We start from the raw sequence: 18634 nt of genomic DNA, 5'->3' as shown, positions 1-18634 counted from the left end.
AAATAGCCCGTGAATTCATTCATGGTGCTTTTTGTCGCATATCTTTTACATGTCCCAAAAATACAATATTTTGGACACATAGCAAAAAAAAATCCTGTCAGTTGTAACAACTGACAGGACAGAAATAAATTATCAATATTTATTTATCTAATGTGTAAAATGCTTTTGAATTAATTCAAGTAATACAGATTTGTTAATAGGTTTTCCAATATAATCGTTGCATCCGGCTGCGATAGTCTTTTCTCGGTCGCCTGAAAGCCCAAAAGCTGTTTGAGCAATTATGATAACATCGTTGTTGAATTGGCGAATTTGACGGGTAGCATCATATCCATTCATATCAGGCATTTGAATATCCATCAGAATTAAATCAATGTCAGGGTTATTGTGGCAGATTTCAACTGCTGCAGTGCCGGTTCTTGCTCTTAATATTTCTTTGCTAATTTTTTTGACAGTTATTGAAATCAATTGCCCGGATGTTTCATCGTCTTCGGCAATTAAAATTTTCAATCCCTCAACTTCCGGTTTAATTGGGCTGACCACACCATCAGTCTGTTTATTAATTGTTTCCTTCGGTTCGGTGATATAAGGCAAAGAGAAATAAAATGTTGAGCCTATTCCTTCTTCGCTATTAACCCACATGTCTCCACCGAGTAGCTCCACAAATGCTTTAGAAATAGATAAACCCAAACCTGCACCTTGTCGAGCCATTTTGTCATTTATATCGGCTTGAATAAAGCGTTCAAAAATCGCTTCCTGTCTATTCTTCGGAATTCCTATTCCGGTGTCTTTAATATAAAATTCCAATACCGAAGTTTCGTTTTCAGTTCTGACGTTATACCCAAATTCTATTGACCCTTCATCTGTATATTTAATTGCATTTTTGACAAGATTGGTAAGAATTGCATATATTTTTTCACGGTCGGAATTAATAACAGCATCTTTTCCTGCTAATGACTTTTTAGAGGAAAATTTGATTTTCTTTTTATCCATCTCAGGTTTGAAGAATGTAAAAATATAATCAATTTGTTCGTTAATATTGGTTTCCTTCGAATGCAATTCCATTAGCCCGGATTCGATTTTCGAAATATCAACAATATCGTTGATGATATTGAGCATACGGATACCACTTTGCTCCATGAGTTCGAGATATTCACTTCGCTCCTCACCGGTAAGGTCAGCTTCTTTCAAAATGCTGGCAAAACCTAAAATACCGTTCATCGGAGTCCGGATTTCATGTGACATATTGGCTAAAAATGCAGATTTAAGTCTGTCGCTTTGTTCGGCGTGTTCTTTGGATTTAATTAACTCTAGATTACTTTCGTATTTCTCAGTTATATCTGAAGCAATTCCAACTCTTTTTAATATCTGTCCCGTATCATCAATTATTGGAAATGTTTTGGCATTTATCCATCGTATTTGATTTGCTGTTCGTAATATTCGATACTCATAGTTGAATAATCCTAAATCATTGAATTCGCTTGATATAACTATTTCCTCTACATTAGATTTATCATCAGGGTGAATTCTATCGGTAAACATCTTGGGGTCTTCATAAATATCTTGACAAGGAATACCCCAAATCTTTTCAAATGAAGGGCTTATATAAATCATTTCACTTTTTGTTCGCAACCAAAAAACTTCGTCTATATTTTCAGCTATTTGTCTGAATTTATTTTCAAATTCTTCAGCTTTTTCCTTTGCTAGTATTAATTCCGCAGCTCTCTTTTCTTTTAAATCATTTTGAAAAGCAAGTTCATTGTTAGCAATGATTAATTCTGCCGCCCTCTTTTCTTTTTCATCATTTTGAAAAGCAAGTTCTTTGTTGGCAATGATTAATTCCGCAGCCCTCTTTTCTTTTAATTCATTTTGAAAAGCAAGTTCATTGTTAGCAATGATTAATTCTGCCGCCCTCTTTTCTTTTTCATCATTTTGAAAAGCAAGTTCTTTGTTAGCAATGATTAATTCCGCAGCCCTCTTTTCTTTTAAATCATTTTGAAAAGCGAGTTCTTTGTTGGCAATGACTAATTCTGCCGCTCTTTTTTCCTTCTCATCGTTTTGAAAAGCGAGTTCTTTGTTAGCAATGATTAATTCCGCCGCTCTTTTTTCCTTCTCATCGTTTTGAAAAGCGAGTTCTTTGTTAGCAATGATTAATTCTGCCGCTCTTTTTTCCTTTTCATCGTTCTGAAAAGCGAGCTCTTTGTTAGCAATGACTAATTCAGCAGCACGTTTCTCCTTCTCATCGTTTTGCAAGATAAGTTCTTTGTTGGCAATGACTAATTTAGCAGCCCTTCTTTCCTTCTCATCATTTTGAAAAGCGAGTTCTTTGTTGGCAATGATTAGCTCTGCAGCTCTTTTTTCCTTCTCATCATTTTGAAAGGCAAGCTCTTTATTGGCAATAACAAATTCTGCTTCTTCCTTTGCTATTAAAGATTTCAAAGTATTATTCTCTTGAATAAATGCTTGTAGCTCTTTTAGGAGCTCTTCTTTGGTCATGTCCTGAATGTCCATATCAAATTTGTTTTAAATGATGAACTGTCTATTACTTTGGATTTTTTGAATTTTCCAATTGGTTTATCTACATCTTTTCGATTAACTTATTACAAAGATAACAAATTATCTTGATTTTCCAACCAAAAATTCCAAACAAAATTCTTACAGAGTTGGGAATGACTGTCAGGGCTATAAATGTAGCATCATTGCTTCAAAATCGCTATCAAATCTGAGTGGAGGACTTTCTTGAGTTGATAATATGGTGCTTTTTGTCGCTTATCTTTTTAGTATGTCCCCAAATACAAAATATGGTACACATAGCAAAAAAAAATGTTCTGTCTTTGTTACAACTGACAGGACGAGTAAATTATCAAAATCTAAATTTCACTCCCAAATTAAATCCAAAATTATCAAATGGAAATGACATCCATTTGACTTCTCGCGCTTTATTGGGGTCAGGACTTGTTTCTTCATAGGATGAAATGTTATTTGTTAATCTTAAGTTTTTATCTCTATAAGTTAGCTTAGGTAAAATATTACTTCCATATTCATAATATTCTGTAATTTCGCCATTTGCGGGTAAATAACTCATACTAATCGAATTAGCTTGAATGAAAAAGGATAAATTTTCCTGAAATTTGATTTCCATCCCAAATGCACCGGTAATACCGATGGGTGTGCCACCGGATGCTTCCAAAGTATTTCGATTGCCGGATGATTTATGAGTGAATTCCATATTACCTATTCCAAATGCTACTCCCAATTTTAAGAAAGGAATGAATAAATTATCTCCTGCGGAAAGAACAAGTGAGGGGTTGATTATAAACATTTGACCGGAACTTACTACTTCAAATTTATTCGTTTCGCTATATTGTTTTTTGGTCAAGAATGTTTTTTCAGGGAGATAAGAAAGTCCAATTTCAACAGCAAAATATTCGACAATATTGTAGCCAAAGTCCATTCCAAAGTTAACACCTTCGCCAAATGAAAATTCCTCAGTATTTAAATAAGAGCCGCCATGATTTTTATAACTGCTCAGAAACATTGTAGTAGTATTGTCAACACCGCTTAAGCTAAAGCCATAACCTGCTTTTAATGAGGTATAAAATGATTGAGAGAATGCCAAAATTGGCATAGCAATCAACAACACAACAGATAAAATCCAAATATTTAATAAGGATGATTTCATTTCAAACTCAGTATGTCAATTAAAAAAGCAAATATATGAAAATTTCGATAAGGTAACAAAAAATTATTTTGGTTCTTTCTTTGATACAACTGACAGAATGGGCAGTAAAAAATTCAAGGGCTATGATAATTTTAAATTTTGTATTCAAAACTTATTAATCTTATTTTTTTACATCTTCAGGTTCATTTGTCACGGTTATATTCATCCCTCTAACATATCGATTTAAAAAATTAATAAGGCGGGAATTTATGGATTGTAGCTGAACTTGGCTGCCATATGAACCGGGAGCAACGGCTTGAGAATTATATGTGAAATGATTTCCTTCTTTTACTAACAAACCATAACTCGGACTTGGCGAATAGGTGAAACAATATGCTGCATATACATTACCCAAACCGGCTGCCACTGCCTGACCATATTCAGCACCACCATAAAAATAGGCTGTGGGGAAATTAAAATCTTGGAAAAAGTCCGCTTCAAAATATCTTTTTTGACTGTAAAGCCAGTTTAATTCTCCCATCGAAAATAAAAACATTGCGTTCGGAGAAAATCTATTTTCCAAAACTTTCATTACTGTCCAAGCACCCATTGAATGACCGCCAAGAGATATATTTTGTTTATCAATATTGAAAACGGAAGAATTAACGAATTCTATGGTAGATTTCAATTCTGAAATTCTATATTCATAGTTCTCTCCATTTTCAAAAGGATTATTTGATAAATATTCAAGAGCTTCTTGTAAAGTACCATTTGATTGTCCCTGTATTCTGACAGACATAACAGCATCATTATGGTCAGGAACAAAAACATAATAGCCTGCTCGAGCAAGCGATTCACAAATTTCGATAGACCCAATTCCTCCACCTGAGAACCCGTGTGAAAAAATAATTACCGGATGATTTTTATTTATCTCCGATGCATTATATGAAACCTTTCCCTTGACTAGCAACCCAGTTGAAGCAGTGTTGTAATTATATTCTAATTCCTTGTCATAAGTAGGATACCACAAAGCAAGCATTATACTGTCCTTTTCATTATTTGCAATTTTGAAAAACTTATAACCTGCATTAATAGTTTCAGTCGGATCAGGTTTAATTACATCGCTACTACTACACGACATCAACATTAGCCCAATGAATAGGAAAATGATAATTGATGGTGATGTAAAAGCATTGGGTTTCCTAAAATTTAGTTTATATTTTTGATTTGCATTCATTATTTTAATATATTTATTTAATCAATCTAATTATTATTCTAAGTTATCCAATTTGTTACTATCTTTGTCTCAAACACATTTTATTTTTTAGTTATTTCTCGAATCATTCCTTTGAAAATGAAACCATGAAGAGGAAGTACACTATACCAATACAATCTTCCAATCAAACCCCAAGGTCTGAATGTAGCTGTTTGTATTAACTTGTTATCGACGACTCTGAATTCAAGCCAAGCTTCACCCGGTAATTTCATTTCGGCAAATAGAAGTAAGCGTCCCTCTTTTTTATTAGCATACAATACTCTCCAAAAATCTAAGGCATCACCTGCATTTAAGCTATTCGCTGAAGTTCGCCCTCTTCTTAAGCCAACTCCTCCTGCCATTTTATCAAGAAAGCCTCTAAATTGCCAAAGCCGGTTTGCATAATACCAACCATTTTCGCCTCCAATGCTCCAAATTTTATTTATACAAGCCTCTCTATCGGCGAATACTTCTTCTCTTATATCTTTGTAACATCCATAAATTGGTACTTGGATAAACTCTGACAAAGCAAGGTTGAAACTACTGCTTATGAAGGCATCCTTCCAACTTGAAACCACTTCGTTATTTTCAATTTGACTAAATGCTCTTTCTAAAGATGAGCGGTAACTAATTGGCTCAATTTCTAATATTTTGTTTATATCATCATTTCGACATATAACCTCAACTTTCATACTACTAACTAATGCAATTGCAAGCTTGTAGGATATTGATGTTACAAAATATAACCAGTATGAAGAAAGCTTTGGCGTCATAACAGGTACAATAAATATATGGCGTTTAAGATTTCTAATATCCGCGAATTCTAAAAGCATTTCTTTATATGATAAAATATCGGGACCACCTATATCAAAATTTTGATTGTAAGTTGTGGAGTTAAAGATGGTTTTTGAGAGAATTTTAATTACATCTGATATTGCTATTGGCTGACATCTGGTATTTAGCCATTTGGGAGTAATCATAATAGGAAGCTTTTCCACCAAATCCCGCATTATCTCGAAAGATGCACTTCCTGAGCCAATGATAATTCCGGCTCTCAAGGTAGTTAAATTGTAAGCACCTTTGCTAAGTTCAGTTTCAACATTTTTCCTAGATGCTAAATGTTTAGACAAAGCTGATTCATTCACAATTCCACTTAAATATACAACATGTTGCACATTAGTATTAGAAATTGCAAATCGGAAATTTTCTGCCGATTGTTGTTCTTGCTGATGATAGTCAGAGGAGGACGACATTGAATGCACTAAATAAAAAGCTCCATCAATATCTTGCGGAATACGCTCCAGCGTTACTTTGTCCAGCAAATCAATCTGAATTATTTCAATTTTAGATTTTAGCGATTCAGGTGGAGAAAATCTTTTAATGTCCCGAACGCAACAAATCACCTCATGCCCATTTTCGACCAAAATAGGAAGAAGTCGTTTGCCAATGTATCCTGAAGCTCCTGTTAGTAGTATTTTCATTTTTTTTAATTAAACCCAACGTTTCTACTTTTGAGCAGAAGCTACTATGTGCTGATTTTCTTTTTTTTCAGTCCAATAATAATGAGCGCTACACCTAATAGCAATATTATAACTGAACCCCAAACATATCCTTTGCCGTAATGCGATAATACATTGTAGTCAAAAAAATACCGCCCACCTTGGAACAAACCAATGAGAAATAGAATTATACCAATTGCAAGGATTACTTTTTTCATCATTATTGAATTAATAGCCAGGGTTATATTAATTATAACCCTGACATTGAATTTACTTTATTTTTTAACAGTCGTTGTAGTTGGCGTATAAATACCAAATGTTATAGCATTCAATAAACCATCAACAAAAGTATGTTGAATAGTCACAGTATAATTTGCTGCGCCACCTGCCATTTTTGTGGGGTCTGAAGTTTTAATAGGTGCTAAACCATAAATTAAGTAATGGTTTTTCTCTACAACTTCAACTCCGGTTTTGGCACCTTCGCCTACATTATAGGTCAAAGTGTAACAAGATGCCATTAAAAAAGAAATCGCTACTATCAGAAACAAACTCACTAATGTTCTTCTCATCGTATATACCCCTAATGTTTACTTCCTACTCATAAGGCTTTTCGGAATACGCCCCGTTTTTTAGTGTGGGTTCTGGTCTCCACATTCTCGGTTAAATAACACTAAATATTCTGTCATAACGGGTGGTCAGCCCTTTTTGACCCAACAATTCATATATTTAACTTTCAAAAATTCGTTTATTACTTAATAAAATTTTTTCTAATACAAACATACAAAAAAGCTTTAAAAAAAGCAAACAAAAATTTTCGTATTTGAAAATGTCTGCAAGAGTTCATTTCGTCTTGTCTTTGTTACAAAGACGGCAGGGGAAAGAGCGGCTATAAATGCTGTCTTTGTAACAACTGACAGAACAGCCTCACTCCTCCAACCACCCGAACCACACCCGCTGGTCAATGATTGGGATATTATTTTGTTGGCAAATCTTCATCGTATGCCCGGTGCCGCCCGAGAGTGCTTTGTCCAAATCGTCGTAGAAAATGCCAAAGGATGCGGCTTTGATGTCGTCGGTGCCAATCGCCTTAATCGTATCGCGGAGGATGTAAGCCGCTTTGATAGAGTTGCGATTTTTGTCGCCGGACACAAATTGGTCAATCAGCTTACCCATTTTTTTATTGCTTTTGGACTGATAAACCACCTCCGATTCCGAGACTATGTCAATGTCGTCCAGCGAAATGGTGTCGTAGGCTTGGTTTTCCACTTGTCTATGCCCGAAATAGGGGGTAATGACTTGCAAACGCTTATTATCCACCGAGTTGACGCCATCGGAAAAGAACTTGTCGGCACCGCTTGCATTCCCGCTCCTGAAGGTCATCTTCACCGTCCTGGCAGCCAATAATTTCCCCAGAGCAAACAATTTTTCCTTGTCCTCTTCCTTCACATTCCGCTTGCCCTCCAGCAGGACAACCGAATCCTCAAAATCATACCGCTCTATAAATTGTGTTAATGTCATTATTTTTACTTTGTTTGAGAATGTAAGGTACTTCACCCTTTCAAGAAGCCGTACTCATACACCTTTGGTTCGATTTTCTTTGCTAATAATTTCAATCTGTCGCGTAAATTGCCTATCAAACGCATATACTCGGCGTCATCGCTTTTGTTGTTCATCTTTCCGGTGGCGTTGCGACCTTGGAAATGCTCGCGAATGTCGTAGAGCGAAGCGTTAACGTTGCAATTGGGTTGTGCGTGGTAATATTTCCAGAGCTCTCTGCCGGCATCAAAGACGGCGGTTGCGACCGGCGAAAACTTGAGCGGAGCCCGACCATAATCTTCTACAGGCTCAAATATCATCGAAAATGTAGTAATAGATTTCTTATGTGGTTTAGATTTCCCTTTTATAAAATCGGTCATAAAGTTGTTGTCGAATTTCTCTCTTGCGTTTACTTCTTGCTCTGTGAAAGGTATCCAGAAGTTTGTGCCATGGTTTGACTGAATATTATTGTTAAATAGAGTATATGTGAGACAATCGTTTTGAAATTCTTTATCTTTTTTCCATCCGTCATTTGGATATAAAAATTGGTCCCGGTCGTTCAACCAAGAGGCTTTGATTATAGTCCTCATTGTTAGGTATATACAAGGTATATAAATATTCGATTCTGTTATTTGAAACTGAGTCATACTAGAATCAGTAGAGTTGTTAACATACACCATTGATTGATGTTGAAAATCGTTACCCCTGTAGTGCAAAATCCCAATATTAACTTTGTTAGAACTCTTGAACATTCTTATCCAATCGTTAATATATTTATAATTGTCATATGCTATTAATCTTTTAGTACCTATTTTATTGCCATTTTTATCGAAAATATCAGCCTTTATATTATTCATATATTCTTGAAATTTCAAATTCCATATTTTAAATCCAATAGGGAACTTACCTTTTACATTATCAAATGTATCAGCTTCGACAATAAAAGCTTTTTCAATTTTTGCTCTAAAAATATTTCTAAAATCGTTGAAATTAGGTGATTGAATTGCTTTTAATTTCGAGAATTCACCTATATATGCAGAAGGTATTTCAAAATATATTCTTGTTAAAAATTGAATGAATAGTTCCAAATTTCCTTTTTTTAAAATATCTGCATATTTATAGTATATTTTATTTTGAGCTAAATTTTCTTTGAATGAATTATTGCTTAAATTTTCCTTATTTGTATGCTCCGCATACGGCGGATTAATATAAATCACTAACTTTTTTCTTTTTTCGGGGTCGTTGATTATTTCCAAAAGCGGTTTGGGCAGCTTTGTAAATTCGTCATTCAGGAAATCGAATTGGAAAACGTGGTCTTCGAGCAAGTTTGCACCGTTTTTGATACGGTCTCTCATCACTTCTACGTCTTGAGTATCGAGTGTCGAAGCCCAAATATTGTACTTGTTCGTAAGCCCTGTGAGCAGATTTCCCGTTCCTGCGGCACAATCCCAGATATAGTATTCGTCCTGCCAATCCTCGCCCAACACATCGGTCAAATATTTTTGCGATAGTTCCACCCAAATTTGCGGAGTAAAGAATGAACCTTTCCGCTCCCGAACGTCTTGCGGAACGAGCAAATCACGCCGCTCAACGATATAATCCCAATATTCCTCTTTGGGCGGGCGCTCGTATTTGTTCCAAAACTGATTGTGAGCGGTTTGCTCGTCATTGAAAGAAGTCGTCAGCGAGCTGAACATACCCGATTTGTCAATTTTTCGGTCAAGCTCGTAGTAAGTTTTCTTGAGCAGCACAAATAGCTTTTCTTTAATCGTATTATTTTCTTCCGACAACAAATCGGCAAGGTAGAAATCGCCGTCAATAATTCCGGTCTTTTGGGCGATTTGCCAATTGACGGCAATCGTGGGCTTAACGGCAGTCAGCCATTTGTTGTAAATCACCATGAAATTGTTCTTGTCAATCCGGATTTTTGTCACTCCAAACTTACTGACAATAAAATTTTCCTTGATGAATTTTTGGAGTTCCTTCGCATCCTTATCAAAATAGAATATGAAAGCATTTTGGTTGATACTGCTCCGCACCATATTCAAAATAATTTGGAATTCTTTGGAATCGTGATTGGACGGTGCGACGTTCCAATTGAAATCATTGATATAGAAAATTTCGCTAATATCATTATACGGAATGAACGCAATTTTCTCCAAATCCAAAGCCCCAAGCATCACCGGAGGCAAATACTTGTCGAATGTCCGAGCCTTGCCAATCGTCAGCACCAATTGTGCAATCGATTTGTACGGGTCGGCGATGCCCGCTTTAGCCTCCGCCCACAGCAAAGACTCCTGCTCGTGCGGCTCCTTCTTCTTGTCGTACATCGCAACGCAAAAATCAACATTGCCGATAATTTTCGTCCAATCATACTGCCAAAAAAAATCTCTGGCAATCCTATTTTTTAGTTCTTCTTCTTTCATGTTATTGTATGGCATAGTTTGGGGGGATTTAGGTAACAGTTTTTAAGTAAATGAATTCACCAGATTTTATAGATAAATTTTCAATATTACTATTTTCCAATATCATACATCCTTCATGAATTGATAATACTTCAAGTAGGACATCATCACATAGTCCAAGTACATTTCTAGCTATTTTTTTAGCTTTTTCTAAACCAACGAAAGAATTATTAAATGACTTTTTGTCGTGCCTAGTACCATCATCATTCCATGATACTTGCCTTGTTTTAGTATTAATGTGTTTTTTTTTGGCAATATGAACATGCAATTTTCCAGAATCAGAATGTGGATTATCGAGTCTAACGAAATAACCATTTTCCGCGGATTGTTCCCAATATCCTTCTATCAAAGGTTTCTCTGATTTATTAATTTCAATAATAATGTAATCAAGATTATATATATTATCTTGTTTTATAAACTCTTTAAAAGTTTTCATAATCAATTTCCTTATGTAAAATCATCATTAATTTCTATCAAAAGTTTCAAGTATTTTTACTAATTGTTTGAATTCCTTAATTCTTCGACAATCTGTCTAAGTTCAATTATAGGTATCAACTTACTAGGACCATATTTTAAAAACCATTTATTATCAGTTTTTATAAGTTTCAATGTATTACCTTCAGGAGTTCTTTTAGCTTGATTTATTTCTAAATCAACATTCCAACATACGACATAATCAAAAGTTTCAAAAGCATGTCCATGCCTAAATAAATTTGACAATACATATTCTAATTCAACAAGCAAAGAAGAATTATCATCTTTTTCACAAATTAAATCAGTTGTTGATTTATCAGAATGATGACCAATTTTTAAACCGTCGAATTTTTCAGGATATTTAGTTAAAAGTGCTGTAAATAATATAGCTACCTGAGCTTCATTATTTGGTATTTTAAGAACTGGAATATCAAGGCCACTTATTGAAGGTAAACTTGAATAATTACTTATTCTATTTTTAAGTGATACTATTCTTTTCTTTTGGTCAGCTTGAGCTATTTCTTCAACTCTCAACTTAATATATGATTCTTCAGCTACTGATTTGATTTGTGTTCTCCATAATATGTCAAATTCATTTAGAATCCATTTTATTTTTGGGTCATCTTCATTTGATATATTATTTCTATCAGCAGTCAAATCGAAATTTTGAGAATTCAATAATAAATGGTAATGTTGATAATTTGAGTCTTTCAACAAATCACGTCTATTTACTACCGGAATAAAGTCTTTGCATAAATATAAACCAAATCTTGATTTTTGTGTTTCTCCTTGATGAAAATGAGAAATCTCTCTTCGTTTTGATTTGCCAGAGACTGTACCATATAATTGAAATGAAACAAATTCTTGCTCAATAGTAGTTTCACGATAAAATGGACCAAAATGCCTACAGTAGTTATCAGAACGAGGGTTTTGATCATTATTAAAATCATATATTGGATTTTCATTTGGTTCAGCAAACTGATGACTTCCTGCAAATTCAATATCTTTTTTATTCAATTCATCTCTTAAAAATATTTTTGGTGAAATATGAATATTTTGTACATATTTTTGGAGTTGAATTTTATCAGCAAACTTTGTTTTAAATGATCCAGCTGCTGTGTACCACAAAATATAATCTTGCAAAGTGTCAATGTTAAAGTATCTTTCAGGATGGTCAATTCTGTAGTCTTGAATTGATATAATAGTTCCATCTTTTCCAGGTTGATATTCTATCTCATCAAATTCATACTTAGGTAACACATTTTGATTTAACTTATCCCATGGTTCATTTAGAGTAGCTTTGTATCGTTTCTTTGAATCTTTATTTTGAGATTCAACTAAAAGTTCATGACTTCTAAAGTAAGTTTTAGTACCTAATCCTTTTTGTCCAATATTATTTTTTAGTTTTTGAGAATCACCTAGATTAAAGAACCTTTCAAACTCTTCAACTCCCATTCCATTACCATCATCTGAAATTTCTATACAAAAAATATTGTCGGAATTGCGAAATATTTTTATCATAATCTCACTTGATTTTGCATCATGTGAATTACTAATTGCTTCTCGAATAACTTCAAGGGGATTAACCAGGTTTTTGGCAATTTCGCGGTACAAACTAATCTGGTTTACTTTTAATTCTTTTTCCATTCTATTTCCATTCTATTTCAATTTATCATACTCATCACCTATCTACGCACACTCAATAAATGACTTTACAAACATACAAATTTCATTCGTAAAAAACAAAACATCAGTCTCCTATATTGCCGGGTGGTGTCTCTTGTGTGGGCTTTTGGAGCAGGTGCCTCCGCAGAGACTTATGAGACTGGAATACGTGTTGCCACAATATTTGCACACATATTTTGACTTTTCGCTCCCTTCGTATAGACCGTGCAGTGGTCCATCGGGGTTCTTTGAGCAAGTGCCTGCCGTCAAACTGAATACGGTAGCATACTTTTGTCCGCACCATTTGCAATTGAAATACGCCATAAATTCACCACTTTTGTTTATGCCTACTCTTTTCGGTTTTCGGCTTCCCCAATCTCTCTACAAATATAAGAAATTATCCGTCAAATTGTGTCGTTCATCTTTTATCATCACGATTTTGAGTCAATATTTCCGTTGTATAAGTCCCAAATAGGGAAGATTAGGTCGTAATCATTCCAATTGAGATTTCCATCAATCAGACTAAATTTTGCAAATTTTTTCTCATCAAGATACTTTTTAATGGAAGGATGCAACGATTTAGATAAAAATGGCTTGAAATCAACCAATTTTTCCGTACCGTCACTAAAGATTATCCGAATCGCATAATCTGACAGATATTTCGCTGAATCAATTTTCAATTGTTCAACATCTGTTTCTTGGTCATTATATTCAACTAATATTCTCATGATAATCGCTTTGTTATTTTTTCCCTACATACAAACTTACAAAAAAGTTTCAATATTTACACAAAAAAAAATCCCCACTCTTTCGAGCAGGGATTCTTGAATTTTGAAGTGCAGTGGCGGATTAATACATTCCGTCCATGCCGCCCATTCCACCCATGCCGCCCGGCATTTGTGGCATAGCGTCTTCTTTCTTTGGTTTTTCGACGATTGTTGCTTCCGTAGTCAGGAGCAATCCCGATACTGATGCAGCATTTTCTAATGCAACGCGGCTAACCTTAGTTGGGTCAATTACGCCTGCATCATACAAATCGCCGTATTCGTTTGTCGAAGCGTTGTAGCCGTATGCTCCGCTTCCTGCTTTGACATTGTTCACCACTACTGATGCTTCTTCGCCGGCGTTAGAAACGATTTGGCGAATTGGCTCTTCGACTGCACGACGAATGATTTGAATACCTGTGCGTTGGTCTTCGTTGATTGGTGACAATGTATCCAAATGGTGCAATGTTCTGAGGTAAGCTACACCGCCGCCGGGTACGATACCTTCTTCTACTGCTGCGCGAGTTGCATGCAATGCATCTTCTACGCGAGCTTTCTTTTCTTTCATTTCAATTTCAGTTGATGCGCCGATTTTCAAAACGGCAACGCCACCACTCAATTTTGCTAAGCGTTCTTGCAATTTTTCGCGGTCGTAATCGCTAGTAGTTTTTTCGATTTGAACTTTGATTTCGTTGATGCGTTTTTTGATTTCATCAGGATTTCCGGCACCTTCTACTACTGTAGTGTTGTCTTTGTCAATGATGATTTTCTTAGCTGAACCGAGGTAAGCTAAAGTTGTTTGGTCTAATTTGTAGCCTTTTTCTTCGCTGATTACGGTTCCGCCTGTCAATACTGCGATATCTTCGAGCATTGCTTTGCGTCTGTCGCCGAATCCCGGAGCTTTAACTGCTGCAATACGCAATGTACCACGCAATTTGTTTACTACCAATGTTGCTAATGCTTCGCCTTCTACATCTTCTGACAAAATCAAAAGTGAGCGACCTGATTGTGAAGTTTTTTCTAAGATTGGCAAAATATCTTTGATTGCGGAGACTTTTTTGTCGTGAATCAAGATATATGGGTCTTCGAGGATTGCTTCCATCGAATCTGCATCAGTGATGAAGTAAGGGGAGAGATAACCGCGGTCGAATTGCATACCTTCTACGGTATCGAGCGAAGTTTCAGTGCCTTTTGCTTCTTCAACTGTGATAACGCCGTCTTTGCCAACTTTTTCCATTGCTTCTGCAATTAATTCGCCGATTGTGGAATCGTTATTAGCTGAAATTGTACCAACTTGAGTGATTTCTTTCTTGCCTTCAACGTCGCGGCTCAATTCTTTCAAACCTTTGGTGATAGCGATTACCGCCATGTCAATACCACGTTTCAAATCCATTGGATTTGCACCTGCAGTAACGTTTTTCAAACCTTCGCGGTAGATAGCTTGAGCCAAAACTGTTGCAGTTGTAGTACCGTCACCGGCTACGTCAGATGTTTTGGAAGCAACTTCACGAACCATGTTAGCACCCATGTTTTCGATTGGGTGTTCGAGTTCGATTTCTTTGGCAACTGTAACACCGTCTTTTGTGACAGTAGGAGCGCCGAATTTTTTGTCAATTATTACGTTACGTCCTTTTGGACCGAGAGTAACTTTTACGGCATCAGCCAATTGGTCAACGCCGCTTTTGAGTGAAGCACGTGCTTCAGTATTGAATACTATTAATTTAGCAGACATATTTTATATCCTTTGATTGTTTATTTAATGTTTATTAGCTGATTATTGCAAAAACGTCGCTTTCGCGCATGATTAAAAGGTCTTCTCCGTCCACACTGACTTCTGTGCCGGCATATTTGCCATATAGCACTTTGTCGCCATCTTTAAGTTGCATCGGCAACACTTTGCCGTCTTCAGTTTGTTTGCCATTTCCGACAGCTACAACAATGCCTTGCATTGGTTTTTCTTTTGCTGTATCGGGGATGATGATTCCGCCACGAGTAGTTTCTTCTGCGGCAGCAGCTCTGACAATGATTCTGTCATGTAATGGTTTTAAAGCCATAATTCACTCCTATTAAAATTTTTATAAAATCTGATTAACATTTTCAAATTATTAGCACTCAATTGTAACGAGTGCTAATGCTAAAACGTAAACTGATTTTTCTTATTGCATAAAATTTTTCAGAAAATGAATTTATCTTGTATAGTATGATTAAATCGTGTTCATAATCAACTTTCGATGTAACTTTCTACCCTCTCTATGTGTTTATATTATATTGATTGTCCAAAAAATAAGTTTGTATATGGATTTGAAACAAATAGATGAAACAAAATGGGTAGATAGCTATTCCGACATGCTCTTGCGTTTTGCTTATAGCAGGATACGTGACAGAGAAACAGCAATGGATTTAGTCCAAGATACTTTTCTTTCGGCTTTGAAAAGTGTTGAAAGTTTCAAGGGTGAAATTTCCGAAAAAAATTGGCTATTTTTGATACTCCGAAACAAGATAGTAGATTACTACCGCAAGCAAGCCAGAAGTATGGTCACAAATGTTGATTTTTCTGAGAATAATGATGATGATGGTCATTTTGATGAAAATGGTTTATGGAAAAAATCTTCTGTTCCGAATGATTGGGGCACGGATGCACTTACACAAATTGAAAATCAGGAATTTCAATCAATCTTGCAAAAATGTTTGTCCAAACTTAAAGAAGCTCAGCGGATTGTATTTACAATGAAATACATTAGTGACGAAGAATCGGAAATCATTTGTAAGGAACTGGAAATCAATTCGAATAACTATTGGGTGATTATTCATCGGGCAAAGTTAAATTTACGTAAGTGTATCGAACATAATTGGTTCTCATAATGTTAAAAAAAATAATGATTACGTGCAGAGAGGCTACTTTGTTGTCCTCTAAGTCAGAAGATATGAAGATTTCTTTTGGTGATATATTGAAATTAAAAATGCACTTGACAATGTGCAAGGTCTGTGCAAATTTTGATACTCAAGTTAAATTTTTGATGGAAGCGATAAAAAAGATAGATTCTGATGTGAATTTGACAAAGGAAGAGAAGGAAGAATTAAAAAGAATGTTAAACGATAATATGAAGAATAATTAATTTATCGAATTGTAAGGTTGATATTTTAAGGCGTCTAAAATGTATAATATAGTTTTTTCATTAACATTTTGGAGTTTTAAATGTCTAAATTTCTTAAACTTTCTATGGCAATTATATTTGCCTCCTTCGTACTAATAAGTTGTAGCGACGATGATAATTCGCCGACTGATTTCAACGCTACCGACAGCGATTTTCAAAATTTCCGTACTTGGACATTAGTTGCCGAGAAAAAGGGAGCTGACCCTGCTCTCGGTGGAATGGCACACGGTGGTAACGACGAAAATGTTACTCGTAAGATTTATATTAAGCAAAACGTCAGTGTTGGCTCTAATGGCGAATACCCGATTGGGACAATTGTAGTAAAAGAATCACTCCAAGGTGATGGGTCTATTCTTGCGATTACTGCTATGACTAAAAGAGATAAAAGTTTTAACTCAAGCCATAAAGGCTGGGAATGGTTCATGCTTGCCGAAAATGGTGCTATTGGTAAAGATGCAAACGGGGATTTAATGCGTGGTGCAAACTTAATGGATGGTATGTGTAGCGGATGCCATGCCGGGGCTTCCGCTAAAGACTATGTATTTACAAAATAATAGGTTTTGAATATATTAAAAGAGGCTTTCCAAAAATGGTTAGCCTCTTTTTTTGTAGAATTCGTATGTAAATAAATCAATTATTCAAATATTTTTGTCGAGAATACCAATTATTAATGGCGATTGAGATGTTTGTGCATGATTCTGCGCGATTCGACGAGTTTTTCGTCTTCTGGCAATGCCATAAGTCGCTTATTCAAATTCAAGTCGTTTTCTTGTTGTAAAAATTCGCTAACATAATCAACCACTCTCATTGGGAAAATTCCGTCACGTTCGAATAGCATTCTATGTTGGAGCAACAATTCAGACGATTCGACACAACTTGTAGCAAGTTCAGCTAATTCCTGAAGATTTGGATTTGTGTGAATATTGTGCGAAACGTAGCTGCTATTTGTCAGTATCATCGAATCTTTCGGGTTAGTCAGTCCCCATTCTGTAGCCATAGCAACACCTGCTAATAGCAAATGCACATTTGCACTGCCGTCGGGACTTCTAAGTTCAACTGTTTGGCGGCTGCCGTAATGATGGTGCTTTTCAGTTTGTTGCGGATTGACTTTCATCGCTAAATTATTGAATTTTGTCCAAGCTAAGGGAACTCTAATCAAAGCACTACGATTACTTTCGCTCCAACAGACTTTTGTAGGTGCTTCGTGATGCGGAACAAGTCGTAAATAGCTTGATGAAACCATGTTGCCAAATGCTGTCAAACTCGGTGCATAATGGCAAAGTCCACCAATCAATTGCTTTGCTTCTTCGGATAATTCGCCTTTGCCATTAGTCATAATGTTTTCGCCGTTTTTCATCAATAAATTATGAAAATGTAATCCATTTCCTGCATGTTCGAAGTCCAATTTTGGGAAGAATGTGGCAATGTATCCGTGTTTATAAGCAACATTTCTGATAATCCAACCCGCCAAAACTACCATATCTGCAGCTTCATCTACGGGGGTTTCGAGTAATTCAATTTCAACTTGCTCGGCAGACTTGTTTTTCAATTCTTCATATTCTGTGGTCAATTGGCGAATTGCACCAACTTCGCTATGAGCATATTTCACGTTGCCCGTGATTTGCGTTACATAGCGGAGCATTTCATTCAATATCTGACCCGTTTTGGTGAATGGAGCAGTCGCATGATAGCCCTTTTGCTTTTCGAGAGGGTAAATATCTATATCCGATTTGCCGATTAGGTAAAACTCTAATTCGCCGAATGAATGGAGTTCAATTCCGGTATTTTTGGTCAAGGAATCGCTTGCTTTCTTTAAAATATTATCCGGTGCAAATTCAGCGAGATTGCCGTCTCTATCCATGAATCTACAAATAATATTCAAACTTTTTTCGTCGAATGGATTCAAAAACGCAGTTTTATAAACCGGAACGACGTACAAATCCGACTTGCCCGGGTCAACCATACCTTTGAACAATGATGAGCCGTCGCAACGTTCGCCTTCGCTCAAGATTAGCTCTGCATGTTTCCTGTCCGCAATCGGAATTTTTAGCTCTTTTAGTTTGCCGTCAATTCCTGTATAATTGAATGTAACTATTTCAATTTGCTTCTCAAGGATAACCTTTATCAAATCGTCTCTTGTCCAATCGTTCTTGGATTTCCCTG

At 35.8% G+C, this 18634-nt stretch carries 18 protein-coding genes; 3 read left to right on the top strand and 15 right to left on the bottom strand.

Going from position 1 to position 18634, the window contains the following annotated elements:
• Window positions 1-147: 147 nt before the first annotated feature.
• From M9949_06635 to groES, 14 genes are all read right to left on the bottom strand, one after another.
• A complete protein-coding gene (locus tag M9949_06635) occupies window positions 148-2493 on the bottom strand; it encodes an ATP-binding protein (protein MCO5251083.1) in 2346 nt (781 codons plus the stop codon).
• A gap of 367 nt (window positions 2494-2860) precedes the next feature.
• Window positions 2861-3679, bottom strand: a complete 819-nt coding sequence (locus tag M9949_06630) for a porin family protein (GenBank protein ID MCO5251082.1) — start codon at window positions 3677-3679, stop codon at window positions 2861-2863.
• A 160-nt stretch (window positions 3680-3839) separates the two neighbouring features.
• Entirely contained in the window at window positions 3840-4799 is a 960-nt protein-coding gene (locus M9949_06625) for a hypothetical protein (GenBank protein MCO5251081.1), read from the bottom strand.
• Between the two features lie 176 nt (window positions 4800-4975).
• Window positions 4976-6394 carry an SDR family oxidoreductase gene (locus tag M9949_06620; protein MCO5251080.1) on the bottom strand — a complete coding sequence of 473 codons (1419 nt, stop codon included), beginning with the start codon at window positions 6392-6394 and terminating at the stop codon, window positions 4976-4978.
• Between the two features lie 44 nt (window positions 6395-6438).
• Complete coding sequence (locus M9949_06615) at window positions 6439-6633, bottom strand: hypothetical protein (protein MCO5251079.1); 195 nt, start codon at window positions 6631-6633, stop codon at window positions 6439-6441.
• 54 nt (window positions 6634-6687) lie between these two features.
• Window positions 6688-6981: a Bor family protein gene (locus M9949_06610; GenBank protein ID MCO5251078.1), complete on the bottom strand. Its 294-nt coding sequence runs from the start codon at window positions 6979-6981 to the stop codon at window positions 6688-6690.
• 355 nt (window positions 6982-7336) lie between these two features.
• Window positions 7337-7792, bottom strand: a complete 456-nt coding sequence (locus M9949_06605; protein ID MCO5251077.1) for a hypothetical protein — start codon at window positions 7790-7792, stop codon at window positions 7337-7339.
• 170 nt (window positions 7793-7962) lie between these two features.
• Window positions 7963-10389 carry a hypothetical protein gene (locus tag M9949_06600; GenBank protein MCO5251076.1) on the bottom strand — a complete coding sequence of 809 codons (2427 nt, stop codon included), beginning with the start codon at window positions 10387-10389 and terminating at the stop codon, window positions 7963-7965.
• A 13-nt stretch (window positions 10390-10402) separates the two neighbouring features.
• Window positions 10403-10849, bottom strand: coding sequence for a DUF6367 family protein (locus tag M9949_06595; GenBank protein MCO5251075.1), 447 nt, complete (start codon window positions 10847-10849; stop codon window positions 10403-10405).
• 59 nt (window positions 10850-10908) lie between these two features.
• Window positions 10909-12534 carry an ATP-binding protein gene (locus M9949_06590; GenBank protein ID MCO5251074.1) on the bottom strand — a complete coding sequence of 542 codons (1626 nt, stop codon included), beginning with the start codon at window positions 12532-12534 and terminating at the stop codon, window positions 10909-10911.
• 111 nt (window positions 12535-12645) lie between these two features.
• Entirely contained in the window at window positions 12646-12876 is a 231-nt protein-coding gene (locus M9949_06585) for a hypothetical protein (GenBank protein MCO5251073.1), read from the bottom strand.
• Between the two features lie 107 nt (window positions 12877-12983).
• A complete protein-coding gene (locus M9949_06580; protein MCO5251072.1) occupies window positions 12984-13280 on the bottom strand; it encodes a DUF2442 domain-containing protein in 297 nt (98 codons plus the stop codon).
• 121 nt (window positions 13281-13401) lie between these two features.
• Window positions 13402-15048: a chaperonin GroEL gene (gene groL, locus M9949_06575; GenBank protein ID MCO5251071.1), complete on the bottom strand. Its 1647-nt coding sequence runs from the start codon at window positions 15046-15048 to the stop codon at window positions 13402-13404.
• Between the two features lie 34 nt (window positions 15049-15082).
• Entirely contained in the window at window positions 15083-15370 is a 288-nt protein-coding gene (groES, locus tag M9949_06570; protein MCO5251070.1) for a co-chaperone GroES, read from the bottom strand.
• A 241-nt stretch (window positions 15371-15611) separates the two neighbouring features.
• Here groES and M9949_06565 point away from each other — a divergent pair, with 241 nt between their 5' ends.
• From M9949_06565 to M9949_06555, 3 genes are all read left to right on the top strand, one after another.
• A complete protein-coding gene (locus tag M9949_06565) occupies window positions 15612-16178 on the top strand; it encodes a sigma-70 family RNA polymerase sigma factor (protein ID MCO5251069.1) in 567 nt (188 codons plus the stop codon).
• Complete coding sequence (locus tag M9949_06560; protein ID MCO5251068.1) at window positions 16178-16432, top strand: hypothetical protein; 255 nt, start codon at window positions 16178-16180, stop codon at window positions 16430-16432. The genes M9949_06565 and M9949_06560 overlap by 1 nt, the downstream gene beginning before the upstream one ends.
• Before the next feature lie 80 nt (window positions 16433-16512).
• Window positions 16513-17025 (top strand): cytochrome P460 family protein, encoded by a 513-nt coding sequence (locus M9949_06555; protein ID MCO5251067.1) that lies wholly within the window; start codon window positions 16513-16515, stop codon window positions 17023-17025.
• A gap of 113 nt (window positions 17026-17138) precedes the next feature.
• Here the strand turns inward: M9949_06555 and M9949_06550 are convergent.
• A partial coding sequence (locus M9949_06550; protein ID MCO5251066.1) for a glutamine synthetase family protein occupies window positions 17139-18634 on the bottom strand: 1496 nt, incomplete at its 5' end.

It is taken from the genome of Candidatus Kapaibacterium sp. (assembly GCA_023957315.1).
GTDB lineage: Bacteria > Bacteroidota > Ignavibacteria > Kapaibacteriales > UBA2268 > PGYU01.
This window is presented reverse-complemented; position numbering and strand designations above follow the sequence as displayed.